12 protein-coding genes are annotated in these 13,501 nt (G+C 70.7%); 6 read left to right on the top strand and 6 right to left on the bottom strand.

Annotated elements, in window-relative coordinates; translation table 11 throughout:
* The coding region (locus GT042_RS19495) for an acyl-CoA desaturase (RefSeq protein WP_161310010.1) at window positions 1–890 on the bottom strand (890 nt) is incomplete at its 3' end.
* A 432-nt stretch (window positions 891–1,322) separates the two neighbouring features.
* Between GT042_RS19495 and GT042_RS19500 the strand changes: the two genes are divergently transcribed.
* A complete protein-coding gene (locus tag GT042_RS19500) occupies window positions 1,323–1,679 on the top strand; it encodes a PRC-barrel domain-containing protein (RefSeq protein WP_161310011.1) in 357 nt (118 codons plus the stop codon).
* 83 nt (window positions 1,680–1,762) lie between these two features.
* Here the strand turns inward: GT042_RS19500 and GT042_RS19505 are convergent, their stop codons facing one another.
* From GT042_RS19505 to GT042_RS19520, 4 genes are all read right to left on the bottom strand, one after another.
* Complete coding sequence (locus GT042_RS19505) at window positions 1,763–2,554, bottom strand: MBL fold metallo-hydrolase (protein WP_161310012.1); 792 nt, start codon at window positions 2,552–2,554, stop codon at window positions 1,763–1,765.
* A gap of 79 nt (window positions 2,555–2,633) precedes the next feature.
* A complete protein-coding gene (locus GT042_RS19510; protein WP_161310013.1) occupies window positions 2,634–3,455 on the bottom strand; it encodes an alpha/beta hydrolase in 822 nt (273 codons plus the stop codon).
* A gap of 236 nt (window positions 3,456–3,691) precedes the next feature.
* Window positions 3,692–6,496, bottom strand: a complete 2,805-nt coding sequence (locus GT042_RS19515; RefSeq protein ID WP_161310014.1) for a discoidin domain-containing protein — start codon at window positions 6,494–6,496, stop codon at window positions 3,692–3,694.
* A gap of 154 nt (window positions 6,497–6,650) precedes the next feature.
* Complete coding sequence (locus GT042_RS19520) at window positions 6,651–7,928, bottom strand: extracellular solute-binding protein (RefSeq protein WP_161310015.1); 1,278 nt, start codon at window positions 7,926–7,928, stop codon at window positions 6,651–6,653.
* Between the two features lie 279 nt (window positions 7,929–8,207).
* Between GT042_RS19520 and GT042_RS19525 the strand changes: the two genes are divergently transcribed.
* The gene (locus GT042_RS19525; protein ID WP_161310016.1) at window positions 8,208–8,876 is read left to right on the top strand and encodes a GntR family transcriptional regulator; all 669 of its coding nucleotides are present in this window, start codon (window positions 8,208–8,210) and stop codon (window positions 8,874–8,876) included.
* 43 nt (window positions 8,877–8,919) lie between these two features.
* Here GT042_RS19525 and GT042_RS19530 read toward each other — a convergent pair whose 3' ends face one another.
* Window positions 8,920–10,002, bottom strand: a complete 1,083-nt coding sequence (locus GT042_RS19530) for a magnesium and cobalt transport protein CorA (protein WP_161310021.1) — start codon at window positions 10,000–10,002, stop codon at window positions 8,920–8,922.
* A 132-nt stretch (window positions 10,003–10,134) separates the two neighbouring features.
* Here GT042_RS19530 and GT042_RS19535 point away from each other — a divergent pair, with 132 nt between their 5' ends.
* The 4 genes from GT042_RS19535 to GT042_RS19550 all read left to right on the top strand — a co-directional run bounded on the left by GT042_RS19535 (window position 10,135) and on the right by GT042_RS19550 (window position 13,318).
* The gene (locus tag GT042_RS19535) at window positions 10,135–10,737 is read left to right on the top strand and encodes a gamma carbonic anhydrase family protein (protein WP_161310017.1); all 603 of its coding nucleotides are present in this window, start codon (window positions 10,135–10,137) and stop codon (window positions 10,735–10,737) included.
* A 220-nt stretch (window positions 10,738–10,957) separates the two neighbouring features.
* Window positions 10,958–11,785, top strand: a complete 828-nt coding sequence (locus tag GT042_RS19540) for a YhjD/YihY/BrkB family envelope integrity protein (RefSeq protein WP_237530960.1) — start codon at window positions 10,958–10,960, stop codon at window positions 11,783–11,785.
* Window positions 11,786–11,844: 59 nt separating this feature from the next.
* Complete coding sequence (locus GT042_RS19545) at window positions 11,845–12,789, top strand: DMT family transporter (protein ID WP_161310019.1); 945 nt, start codon at window positions 11,845–11,847, stop codon at window positions 12,787–12,789.
* A 160-nt stretch (window positions 12,790–12,949) separates the two neighbouring features.
* The gene (locus GT042_RS19550; protein WP_237530962.1) at window positions 12,950–13,318 is read left to right on the top strand and encodes a BlaI/MecI/CopY family transcriptional regulator; all 369 of its coding nucleotides are present in this window, start codon (window positions 12,950–12,952) and stop codon (window positions 13,316–13,318) included.
* Window positions 13,319–13,501 lie beyond the last annotated feature (183 nt).

Consider the following 13,501-nt stretch of genomic DNA (forward strand, 5'->3'; position numbering starts at 1 on the left):
AGGTGGTGCTCGATCTGGTAGTTCAGCCCGCCCAGCACGAGGTCGGTGAACCAGCCGCCGCGCACGTTGCGCGAGGTGAGGACCTGGCGCCGCAGGAAGTCGGGGCGGTCCGCGCCGGTCAGCGTGGGCATGCCCTTGTGGTTGGGCGCGAAGATGGAGCCCAGGTAGAGGCCGAACAGGCACTGGTGCACGACGAGGAACAGCACGGCCTTGCCCGGGGGCAGGACGACGAACAGCGCGCCCAGGTAGAGGGCGAAGTGCGCGAAGAGCAGGAAGCCTTCCTTCCTGCGCTGCTTGAGCGTGCGGTCGGCGAGCGCCCGCACCCCCGCGACGTGCAGGTTGAAGCCTTCGAGCGTCAGCAGGGGGAAGAACAGGTACGCCTGGAGGCGGCCGATGAACTTGGGCAGCCCGGTCGCCTCGCGCGCCTGTGCCTGGGACCACACGAAGATGTCCGGGTTGACGTCCGGGTCCAGCTCTTCGTGATTCGGGTTGGCGTGGTGCCGGGAGTGCTTGTCCTGCCACCAGCCGTAGCCCATGCCGATGCCGAGGTTGCCGGCGATCCGGCCGGTGCGCTCGCTGGCCTTGCGCAGCCGGAACACCTGACGGTGCCCGACGTCGTGGGCGACGAGCGCGACCTGGCCGAAGACGACCGCGAGGAGCGCGGCCACGGCCAGCGTCCACCAGCTGTTGCCGACGACGGCGAAGACGGCCCAGGCCGCGCCGTACGAGAGGGCGACGAGCGACATCCTCACCGCGTAGTACCAGGGCCTGCGCCGCATCAGGCCGGCGGCCGTGATCGCCTTGGAGAGCCGGGAGAAGTCACTGCCGGCGGCGCCGGTCTCCCCCCGCTGTTGCACGACGGTGGGTTCACCAGTGGTGTGGACGGACATTCAGCCACGCCTTTCGGGTCGTTCACGACCGCCTTGTGCCGACGTGATGACCGCAGGCAGGGTGGCTCGGTGGATGCACGGGGACGTACAGCCGCGGATGTTCCGACGGGAGGTCGCAGGGACGAGCTTCTGCTGCCGACCGGGAACAGGTGAGCAGCGGGATCACACAGCGGCTGTCTGCTGGGTGCGGTCCAAGGTTCCACTGCGGTGACGCGACGAGTACTGCTGCCCGGGTCCGGGGACAGCGGGAAGCCGGGGTCTGAGGCGTCTTGGGGCCAGTGTAACCGCCCGGTCGGCGGGCAGGCGGGTTCAGACCCGATCGGGCGGTCCGGGCTCCCAGGCGGGTGCGGGGCCGTGAATAGCGGGTATTCGGTACAGGAACGACCTTTGCGGCACCACTGGACGAGCGCTGGACAAGAAGGCGGATCACTCGTGTTCGAGGCTGATGACATCCGGGAATGGCGGGGCCACGACGTGGTCGACGCGGACAAGAAGAAGATCGGCACGCTCGAAGCGGTGTACGTCGACACGGCGACCGACGCCCCGTCGTTCGCGACCGTGACCATCGGCATGCCCATGAAGCGCCGGCTGGTCTTCGTGCCGCTGGCCGACGCCACGGTCGGACCCGGCTATCTGAAGGTCCCCTGGGACAAGAAGCTGGCCAGGGAGGCGCCCTGGATCGACGCCGACGGCGAGCTGCTGGCCGAGGACGAGCCGCGGGTCTTCTCGCACTACGGGCTGCCGTACAAGACGGGCGCGAGCGGCGAGCGCCGCCTGGGCCGCCGCTGAGGCGGGTCGGTTCATACCGGCCGGTTCATGCCGGTCGGTTCATGCCGCTCGGTTCACGCCGGTCCGCTCATAGAGTGATCTGCTCATACGGTGATCTGCGTGGCCGCCCCCGGCGAGAGCCAGGTCAGGGACGTACGGACCTCGGGTGGCGCGTGGGAGAACTCCCGCGCCACCGCGATCCTGCCCTGCCGGAAGTGCGACCAGCCCTCGTAGTGCACGGGCACGGTGGTGTGCGGGCGCAGCAGCCCGCACAGCTGTACGGCGTCCGCGGCGGTCATGGAGTGGCGTGCGGGACCGGTCGCGGGGTGCCGGGCGGCGCCCAGGTGGAGGAGCGCCGTACCGACGTCGAGGCGCCGCGCGATCTCCCGTACCCCCCGGTAGAGCACGGTGTCGCCGGAGATCCACAGCTCGCCGTGGCGCTGGCCGGTCCAGCGCAGGGAGAAGCCGGTCACCTCGCCGGACAGCCGTCCCGACAGCGGGGGGCCGTGGCGGCAGGGGGTGGCGGTGATCTCGATCGGCGGGCGGCCCGGGCCCTCCAGGGTCGTGGTGCCCCAGGGGCGCAGCCCGTGGACCGTCCTGCGCAGCCGCCGGGCGCAGGAGCGGGTGGTGACGACCACGCCGGCGGACGCGAGCACCCCGCGTCCGGTGGTGTCGAGGTTGTCGGGGTGCTGGTCGTGGCTGAGCAGCACGGCGTCGATGGGCGGCAGGTCGGCGACGCCGATCGACGGCCCGGTCGTCTTGCGCGCCGACATCCCCCGGCCGAAGGGGTACTTGTGGCCGGGGGCGTCGAACGCGGGGTCGGTCAGGAGCCGCCAGCCGTCGAACTCGATCAGCGCCGTGGGACCGCCGACGTGGGTGATGCGTACGTTCGTCATCTCGCGTCGATCCTCTGCACCACGGGTCGGCGGGGCGGGTGAACGGGTACGGGGGGGGCGGCTCCTGCCCGGCGCCGGCTCAGCGGGCGAGGAACTCCAGCAGGTCGGCGTTGAACTCGTCGGCGAAGGCGCCGTACAGACCGTGCGGGGCGCCGGGGTAGACCTTGAGCGTGGCGTCCTGGACCAGCTGTGCGGTCCGGTGGGCGGACGCGTCGATGGGGACGATCTGGTCGTCGTCGCCGTGCGCGATCAGGGTCGGGACGTCGAACTTCTTGAGGTCCTCGGTGAAGTCGGTCTCCGAGAAGGCCCGGACGCAGTCGAGCGCGCCCTTGAGCCCGACCTGCATGCTCATCAGCCAGAACGCGTCGCTGACGCCCTGGGAGACGGCCGCCCCCGCGCGGTTGAAGCCGTAGAACGGCACGCTGAGGTCCCGGTAGAACTGCGAGCGGTCGGTGCGCACACCGTCGCGGATCGCGTCGAACGCCTCGATGGGAAGTCCGCCGGGGTTGCTGTCGGTCTTGAGCATCAGCGGCGGTACGGCTCCGAGGAGGACGACCTTGGCGACGCGCGCGGTGCCGTGCCTGCCGATGTAGCGGGTGACCTCGCCGCCCCCGGTGGAGTGGCCGACCAGCACCACGTCGTGCAGGTCGAGGGTCTCGATGACCTGGGCCAGGTCGTCGGCGTAGGTGTCCATGTCGTTGCCCTGCCAGGGCTGGGCCGAGCGGCCGTGTCCGCGCCGGTCGTGCGCTATCGCGCGGTAGCCGTGGTCGGCGACCAGCTTGAGCTGGCCGTCCCAGGCGTCGGCGTTGAGCGGCCAGCCGTGGCTGAAGACGACCGGCTGTCCGCTGCCCCAGTCCTTGTGGAAGATGTCCGTGCCGTCGGTGGTGGTGACGATGCCCATCGAACGCTCCTCGTGCGCTGTCCGCGCCGGTCCGGGTGCGACCGGCGCAGGCCCCCCGGGGGGCCTGACTGGATGCTCGCAGCGGTACACACGTCCGAATCTGCTCATCGTGCTGACTTCTCGTCCTGGTGTGCACGGTGTCGCGCCCGCCGCACGACCGGGCCCCGGGAGGCGTACTGCTTCCCGGGGCCCGGCTGTTCGGTGGTTCCGCGGTTCCGCTGCGGAGCGGTGCGGGATCAGGCCGGGAGGATGTGGTACGTCTGCCCGGCGGTCGTCTGGACGGAGATCACCCCGTTCGCCGTGGTGAACGGCACCGCGGCGCCGCTCGTGTTGGTCACGGTGAACGTGCCGCTCCCCCAGGGGTTCTTCAGCTTGAGCGTGCCGCCGGCCTTGGCCTGCACGTCGACGTAGCTGACGCGGTCGGCCTGCTTCGCGCTCGACACGACGAACGCGCCCTTCTGGCGCAGCTGCCAGAAGCTCGCGTTCTTGCCCGCGGGCCAGACCGGGAAGAGGCTGATGATCCCCTGGTCGCTCTGGATCAGCATGCTGTTGACCGCCTCGGTCGCCCCGGACTTCTCGATGCCGTGGGACGGGTCGGCGATCCGCAGGTTGGGGGCGATGCGGGAGGTGATGACCTGCTTGAACTTGTCGATGAGCGACTGGGCCGGGTATCCGACCCTGGCCGCCTGGGCGAAGATCTTGGGGAAGCTGTTGTCCTGGCCCCAGGAGTTCATCGCGTCGACGGTGTCGACGCCGATCCGCAGCTTCGCGGGATCGGAGTTGATGCCGAGCTGGTCGGCGGGCTGGATGAATTCGAGGTTGATCGTGTTGTCGCCGGGGTGGATGTCACGGGTGTCGGACCCCTGCATGGTGCCGGGGCTGACCAGGGAGTAGACCGTCTTCCCGTTGAACACTGTGGTCGGCTGCGCCGGGAGGTTGTCGAGGATGGTCTGCCAGGTGGCCCGGCGGCCCGCGTCGACGTTCAGCTTCTGGCTGGCGGCGATCAGGGTGGACAGGGTCTGCTTCAACAGCCCCAGGTCCGCGGAGGAGTTCTGGCCCCACGTGCCCTCGTGCGGTCCGCTCCACAGCGAGTAGCGCCCGGCGGAGTCGCGCTCCAGGTAGCTCTCGAAGAACGACGCGACCTGGCTCAGGAAGGGGTACGCCTTGTTCCTGAGGAAGTCGGTGTCCTGGGTGTACTCGTAGTACGCGACGAACTGCGAGGCGGAGAAGAGGGAGTTGGACACCTGCTGGTGGTACTGGTCGTCGGTGGTCGTGCCGTACGGGCCGATGCCCACGGGGAAGAGCACCCCGGCCGGCACCCCGCCGCTGGGGAAGCGCCGGCTGATGTAGTCGGGCTTCACCCGGTTGAGGTCCTGCTTGGCGCGGCGCTGCGCCTCGGGCACGTACGCGAGGATCGTCTCGTGGAACGGCAGTGACAGCTCGGGGCGGTTGCTGGAGTAGACGCCGTAGAACGGTCCCTGCGCGTTGTAGTTCAGGTGGTAGTCGCCGTTGAACTGCGGGTTGTCGGTGGTGGTCCAGATCCCGTAGAGGGCGGGGGCCGTTTTTCCGGCCCGGCTGGCGGCCCCGATGAAGTACTGGGCGGCGTAGTAGTACTTCTCCAGGACGGCGTCGCCCAGTTCGACACCGGACTGCATCCAGTAGGTCTTCCACCACTCGGCGCGCTGGGTGTCCAGCGTCGCGAGCGAGGCGGCGGTGTGGGTACGGACCTGTGTCACGGCGTCGTTGTGCGGGGCGGCCAGGTTCTGCCCGCCGCCGCCGATCTGGGTGACCAGCCGGACCGTCGCGCCGGCCGGCAAGGTGAAGACGGTTCTGGCCGTCGCGCCCGAGACGGTCGGGGGCTGGACGGCGCTCGCGCCGAGGACGGTGGTGGCCAGCGCGCCCCGGGAGACCCACCGGCTGCCGGACGCGGTGGCGCGTTCGGCCCACATGACCTGGCCGTCGACGCCCGCGGAGTTGCTGTAGGCGGAGTTGGGGGTGGTGGCCCCGGCGTAGGTGGACGCCTGGAGCTGCACCGGTTGGGTGCCGGTCGAGGTGACCGAGGTGACCAGGACGTTACGGTCGGCGGCGAGCCAGGTCTTCATCGACACCGGGGTGTTGCCCAGCGACATCGACGTGGTGACCGTACCGTCCACGATGTTCTGTTCCTCGCGGAAGGGCGCGGCGGGCGGGGGTGTCGTGCCGCCCTGCGCGTACAGCTCGATCTGGCCGATCCTGGCGCGGGGGTTCTGTGTCGAGTCCGGGGTGGTGCTCTGGGTGGGCTCGGTGATGTTCAGCCGGACGTAGCGGGTCGAGACGGCGGAGACCGTACGGTCGATCACGTCGGCGGTGTTGTTGGTGACGGTGTCGACGCTGTTCCAGGTGGAGCCGTCGGAACTGGTCTGGAAGGCCACGTTCTTGGTGTTGAAGGCGGCGTTGCCGGGGCGGGCCGCGTTGTCGTTGCGTACGACGTAGCGGGCGACGCTCTTGACGGCGCCGAGGTCGAGGGTGATCCACTGCGGCTTGCCGACCTGGGACACCCAGCCCTCGTACCCGTTGGTCCACTGGCCGTTGACGGCGCGGTCGGGGGTGAAGGACCCCTCGGTGCTGCTCGCCGTGGCGCGGGCGCCCAGGGCGAGGTTCCCGGTGGGCTGCGCGGTGGTGCCGGTGAGGGTCACGCCGCCGATGGGGGCGGGCCGGGGGGTGGGGTTGGCGTTCCAGAAGTCCCCCTTGGAGACGAGGAACGTCTTGACGCCCGTGCTGCCCGCCGACGTCACACCGACGTCACCGTTGCCCAGCAGGGCGGTGTTCGGCATGGTGTTGGACACGGCGCCCGCGTAACTCTGGTCGGTCCAGACGCCTTTGATGCCGGTCAGTTCGGCCTTGAGTGTGTCCCACTGCTGAGCGGCGGTGGGCGGTCCCGCCGCCACCGCCGTACCGGGGACTACCAGCGGTGCGGAGACGGCGAGCGCCGCCACCACCGCGTATCCGCGTATCCGTCGCAGTGCGCGGATCGCCCTCCGTGTTGTTCTCTTCTGCCCCATCGCGGCTCTCCTTCGAGTCGGGGTGCTGGGTGCTGGGTGCTGGACAATCGGGGGGTGCTGGACCATCGGGGGCGTACAACCGGTCCGGGGCTCTGACAACGATGTCATAAGGGGCCGTGCCGAGACCCGGCCCGTCCGTCCCGGCGGGCTCCCGCTACTGGGCGGCCTTGTCCCAGCTCTCGTCGAACGAGGCGAGCTGCCCCTTGACGTCGGAGCTGGTGAACAGCTTCTGGGACAGGGCGTTGAACTGCTCGACCACACCGGGCGGCAGCGCGTCGTCGTTGTTGACCTGGCCGAACGCGCTGACCTTCGCGTTGTCCTCGGTCACGAGCCTGAAGCCCTCGGTGTAGACGGGGGTCACCTTCGCGCCGAAGTCCTCGAAGGGGACGTTCTTCAGCATCGGGAAGGCGCCGTCGGTCTCGATGAGCGTCTTCAGGTTGGGCTTGGACAGCGACCACGCCTCGGCGAACTTGGTCGCGTCCGCGACGTGCGCGGACTTCGCGCTGATCGCCGTCGTCCCGCCGGTGTTGAACGGGACGATCGTCCTGCCCGTGCTGCTCGGCAGCAGGAAGGTGCCGAAGTCGGCGGCGTCCGCGGCCGGGATCTGGCCGATGAACCAGCTGCCCATCGGGTACATGGCGCTGCCGCCGTCGAGGAACTGCTTGTTGGCGTCGGCGTAACTGACGCTCAGCGCGCCCTTGTCGAAGGCCCCGGCCTCCACCAGCTGCCGGTACTTGCCGACGGCCCCGGTCATCGCGGGGTCGGTGAACTTCACCTCGCCCTTGTAGCGCTTCTGGATCCACTGCGGGTCGGCGCCGAGGACGTCGGCGCTGATGAGGCCGGCCAGCGGCAGGGCCGCCGACCAGGGCTCGCCGCCCGCCATCTCGACGGGGGTGACACCGGCCTTCTTGAGGGTCTTGACGACGTTCAGGTACGCCTCCCACGTCGTGGGGACGCCGAGGTGGTGCTCGGCGAAGATCTTCTTGTTGTAGAAGACCATCGGGATGATCTGGGAGTTGGTCGGCGGGATGTACGACTTGCCGTCGATCCGGTTGCCGTCGGGGTCCGTGAAGTTGGCGTCCAGCCACTTCTGGTCGAGCGGCTGGAGGAGCCCGGCCGCCGTGAAGTCCTTCGGGTTGACGGAGGAGAGGATGTCGGGGAACTGACCCGACGCCTGCAACTGCTTGGCGTACGCGGTCCGGTCGGCGTCCGGTGACACGATCTTCTTGACGCTGACGTCGGGAACGGCCTTCTGCGCCTCCTTGATGGAGGTGTCCCAGAACGCCGCGGTGAGCGCCGGCGTCTCGAAGGTCATGAAGGTCAGACTGCCACCGCCGCCACCCCCGGACGTGCCGCTGGTGGAGCAGCCCGTGACCGCCAGACAGCTCACCAGACCGGTGGCCGCCGCCGTGAGGGCAGTTCTGCGCTTCATGTCGTCCTCCTTGATGCTTCACGTGATACGGCCGGCTCCGGCCGCCGTGCGCCGCCCTGCGGACCCCGGCAGGCCCGCTCCGGTCCGATCCGAGACAACGTTATTTCGTATACTTTTCAGAAGAGTAGCCAGCATCGGAAAACAGTCAATACCCGTACCGACCTTTACCGAAGTGGGACCGTCGCACGGACAGGAACGCACAGGAGCGCACGAAAAAATACAATCGGTGGGCGAGGAACCACCGGCGAGGCACCACAGGCGACACCCAGGAGCAGCACGATGGCAGTCATCCCCACTCCGCGGCGGCAGGCGCTCGCGGAGACCGCCTACGACACGATCCGCCGACGGCTCGTGGACCACGACATCGAGCCGGGGTCGAAGCTCAACATCAACACTCTCGCCCAGGAGTTGGAGATCTCACCGACCCCGCTGCGGGAGGCGCTCGCGCGGCTGGAGGCCGACGGGCTGGTGGTGAAGCGGTCGCTGGCGGGGTACACCGCCGCGGCGCTGCTCAGCGGGCGCGGTCTGCGGGAGCTGTTCGAGGTACGGCTGCTGCTCGAACCGGCTGCGGCCTCCGCCGCGGCCTCCCGGGTGACCCCGGCGGATCTGCTCCACCTCGCGGACCAGCTGGCGGAGATGCGGGGCGCGGCGGGCGACTTCGCGAGCCGGTCGACCCTGCTGCTGTACCTGCACCACGACGCCGTGTTCCACGACCGGATCGCGTTCCTGAGCGGCAACGTGTTCCTCCGCTCGACCCTGGAGCGGTTGCACGCGCACACGCATCAGTACCGGCTGTCGTTCCGCGAGGGGTGGGCGGAGGAGACCTGCCGGGAGCACGAGCGGATCCTGGAGGCGATGGGCGAGAACGACGACGAGACGGCCGCCGCGCGCATGCGGACCCATCTGCGCCGGGCGCAGGCGCGGTTGACGGAGGCGGCGCGGCAGTGACCACGCGCGCGGCCGGATCCCGGGCCGGATCGTGCGGGGCGGCTCAGAGCCAGCCGTTGCGCCGGAAGGTGCGGTGGACGCCGAAGCAGACGGCGGCGATCACACCGACGACGAGCGGATAGCCGTACGTCCACCGCAGCTCGGGCATGTGCTCAAAGTTCATGCCGTACACCCCGCAGACCATGGTCGGTACGGCGATGATCGCGGCCCAGGCCGTGATCTTGCGCATGTCCTCGTTCTGGGCGACGGTCACCTGCGCGAGGTGGGCCTGGAGGACGGAGTCGAGCAGGCCGTCGAAGGCGGCTATCTGCTCGGTGACGCGCGCCAGGTGGTCCGAGACGTCCCGGAAGTACTTCTGGATCTCGGTGCCGACCAGCCGGCTCGGCTCGGTGGCGAGCTTGCGCAGCGGGCGGTCCAGCGGCGCCACCGCGCGCTTCAGCTCCAGCAGTTCCCGCTTGAGCTGGTAGATCCGGCCCGCCTCGCCGCGGGCCGCCTGGCCGGAGAAGACGCCGGTCTCTACGGCGTCGATGTCGTCCTGGATGGCGTCCGCGACGCCGAGGTAGTCGTCGACCATGTGGTCCGCTATCGCGTGCAGGACGGCGGCGGGGCCCTTGGCGAGCTGCTCGGGGGACGCCTCCAGGTGCTCCCGGAGCGGGCCCAGCGAGCCGTGGCGGCCGTGCCGTACGGTGATCACGAAGTCGGCCCCGGCGAAGACCATCAGCTCACCGGTGTCGACCACCTCGCTGGTGGCGGTCAGCTCCTCGTGCTCGATGTAGCTGACGGTCTTGAAGACGGCGAACAGCGTGTTGTCGTTCAGCTCGGCCCTGGGCCGGTGGTGGGCGGTGACCGCGTCCTCGACGGCGAGCCGGTGGAGGCCGAAGAGCTCGGCGACCCCGGCGAACTCCTCCCGGTCCGGCTCGTGCAGCCCGATCCAGACAAAGCCGGTACCGGCCTTGCGGACGCGTCGCAGCGCCTCCTCCGCCGCGCAGTGGTCGAGCTGCCGCTCACCCTCGCGGTAGACCACGCAGTTCACCACCGCGCTGCCCAGCGGGGAGCGGGCCGGGTGGCTCAGGTCCACGGTGCGGCGATAGGCCCTGCGCACGGTTCTGCGGAGGTTGCGGATCATCGACACGGCGGGCTCCTTCGGCGGATCGGCCGTCAGTGTGCCACGAACGGGCGAACGCCCAGGTCCGGGTCCACCGCGGGGGTCCGCCGCCCGGCTCCCGCCGTCGGAGTCCGGTCAGGCATGATGCGACGCATGCTCATCGAACACGACGGGGCCTCGCCCACCGTGCATCCGTCCGCGTACGTCGCCCCCAACGCGACGCTGAGCGGGGACGTCCGGGTCGGCGCCGGGTGCCGGATCCTCTTCGGTGCCGTCCTGACCGCCGAGGGCGGCCCGGTGGAGCTGGGCGAGGGCTGCGTGGTGATGGAGAACGCGGTCCTGCGGGGCGTCCGCCGCGATCCGCTGCGGCTGGGGCGTGCCGTGCTCGTCGGGCCCACCTCGTACCTGACCGGCTGCGCCGTCGAGGACGAGGTCTTCCTCGCGACGGGCACCCGCGTCTTCAACGGCGCCCGGATCGGCGCGCGTTCCGAGGTGCGGATCAACGGGATCGTGCATCTGCGCACGGTGCTGCCCGCCGGCTCCACGGTCCCGATCGGGTGGGTGGCCGTCGGCGATCCGGCGCGGGTGCTGCCGCCCGGGGAGCACGACGCGATCTGGGAGGTCCAGAAGGAGCTGGACTTCCCGGGGTACGTCTTCGGCCTGCCGCGCCCCGCGGAGGGCGAGAGCCTGATGCCGGCCCTCTCGGAGCGGTTCGGACGGGCGCTCGGCCGCCATCACGACGACCGGATCCGGTGACCGTACGGACGCCGGTCCGGTGACCGTACGGCCCCCCGGGCCGATGGTGGTCGTACGGTAGCTGTGGGCGGGGTGGCCGAACCGTGGCCGGTCGTCGGCACCCATCCGGGGGCCCCGGACGCGACACGGCCCGCTCCGGGGTAGTAGACGACATATGACCCGAAAGCGTTTCGGTGTGGAGAGGCACGCGCACCGGCTCCGGGACCTGTACCGCCGAGTCATGGACTCTCCTGTCGCGCTCACCGTGAGCCGCAGCAGCGAGACGGAACTGATGCACCGGGCCATGTCCTTCGCCGCGCTCGGTTTCCTCACGCTCGTTCCCCTGCTGATCCTCGTCGCGGCGGCCGACCCGGCCAGCGGCCAGAGCTTCGCCCGCTGGCTCGCCCAGGGCGTCGGCGTCTCGGCGTCGTCGCAGGGCGAGATCGAGCAGCTGTTCGGCAAGCCGGGCGAGGCGCTCCAGCGGACGACGGCGTTCGGTCTCGCCGCGCTCGCCGTGTTCGGTCTGACCTTCGGGTCGGCGGTGCAGACGGGGTACGAGAAGGTCTGGGAGCTGTCCACGGCGCGCTGGCACCAGGTGTGGCGGCACGTGGTGTGGCTGGCGGTCCTGGTCGGGTTCCTCGTGGCCTTCGTCAACACGCAGGTCCGCGCCCAGTCCGTGCTCGACACGATCCTGGTGACCTCCGCCGACGTCGTCGTCACGTTCCTGTTCTTCTGGTGGTCCCAGCGGCTGCTCCTCGCGGGACGGGTCCGCTGGCGGGCGCTGATCCCCGGGTCCGTCGCGACCTCGCTCGGCCTGCTCGGCCTGCGGGGCTTCTCCCGGCTGGTGTTCTCGCCGCTGATCGCGTCCAACGCCGTGACGTACGGCCCGTTCGGCACGGTCCTCGTCCTCCAGTCGTGGCTGGTCGGGGTGGGTTTTGTCGTCTACGGCGGGGCGCTGGTCGGGCGGATCTACCACGAGTACGTGTTCGTGCGGCGGATGGCGCGGGAGCCGGAGGGCCTGCGGGAGGAACACGACGGTTCCGGCGGAGGGGACGGACCGGTACGGTGATCGTCCCCGTGTGAGCCGCCGCCGTCTCCGCGCCCCCCGTCCGCCGGAGACCCGCCCCCGTGACCTCGTCGATCGCCGCCCCCGCCCTCGTACCCCGCAGGGCATGGCAGACCGATCTGCCGGTCCTGCTGATCGCGGTCGTGTGGGGCGCCAGCTATCTGGCGGCCAAGGGGGTCACCACCCCGGCGACCGTCGTCGGGGTCCTGGTGCTGCGTTTCGCTGTGGTCCTGCCCGTCCTGGCGCTCGCCGGGTGGCGGCGGCTGCGGGTGCTGACGGCGGCGCAGTGGCGTGGCGCGGGGCTGCTGGGGCTGGTCCTGAGCGGGATCTTCCTGCTGGAGACGTACGGCGTCGTGCACACCTCGGCGACCAACGCCGGGCTCATCATCAGCCTCACCATGATCTTCACGCCGCTCGCGGAGGCCGTGGTGACCCGGACCCGCCCGCCGGGTTCCTTCGTGGCCGCCGCCGGCCTCTCGGTCGCCGGCGTGGTGCTGCTGACCCAGGGCGGCGGCTTCACCGCGCCCTCGGCGGGCGATCTGCTGATGCTGCTGGCCGCGCTCGCCCGTACCGTCCATGTGCTGGCCATGGCCCGGATCAAGGCGGTGCGCACCGCCGACGCGCTGTCGTTGACCACCGTTCAGCTCGGCGGCGCGGTCGTAGTCTTCGCCGTCCTGGCCTCGGTGCCGGGTACGGGCCCCTCGCCCTGGTCGGTGGCCGCCGGGTTCGACGCGGGCGACTGGGCGGCGCTGCTGTTCCTGTCGGTGTTCTGCACGCTCGCCGCGTTCTTCGTACAGATGTGGGCGGTACGGCGCACCTCGCCGTCGCGGGTGAGCCTGCTGCTCGGTACGGAACCGCTGTGGGCCGCCGCCACCGGGATCGCCCTCGGCGGTGAGCACCTGGGCGCACTCGGCGCGCTGGGCGCCGGGTTGGTCCTGGCGGGCACGACCTGGGGGCGCCGGACCGCCGCGCCGCTCCCCGGGCCGCGCCCCGGTGACCCTGGTTAGGATGCCCCGGCACCAGGTCGCCTGGCGCGGCAGCGTGGGAGGAGGCCGATTTGTGGCCGAATACGTCAGGAAGGCCGTGAAGGCCGGGAACGGTGCGAGCGCCGGGAACACCGACGGACGGGGGCAGGAGTCCCGTACCCGCAGGCGGGGCCAGGGGGAGCTGGAAGCACAGGTGCTCGCCGTCCTCGGGTCCGCGACCGGTCCGGTGGCGGCCACCTGGGTCCAGGAGCGGCTGGACGGCGACCTCGCGTACACCACCGTGATCACGATCCTCACCCGCCTCCTGGACAAGCAGGCCGTCACCCGCACCCGGTCGGGCAGATCCTTCCTCTGGACGCCGGTCGCCGACGGCGCCGGACTCACCGCGTTGCGGATGCGAAGGCTCCTCGACGAGCGGAACGACCGGGACGCGGTGCTCTCCCGCTTCGTCTCGGCCCTCTCCCCCCACGACGCGCGGGTGCTGCGCGCCCTTCTCGCGGACGGCGCACCGGAATCCGGCGGCGCTCCCGAGGACGGCGCGGAAAGCTGACCTGCGGCTTCTACACGGCTGTAGAGTCGGTCCGTCGCCAGAGGGCGGCGGCCGGCCCGGAGGACGGACCGGACGGGGAGCGGGGCACGGAGGTCCAGGTGGGGACGGAAACCAGGAGGCCGCGGCCCGGCGCCGCGAGCAGTGGTCGTCGCAGAGGCGCCCGGGCGGGCCGGACCCGCCTCA

It is taken from the genome of Streptomyces sp. SID3212 (assembly GCF_009865405.1).
GTDB lineage: Bacteria > Actinomycetota > Actinomycetes > Streptomycetales > Streptomycetaceae > Streptomyces.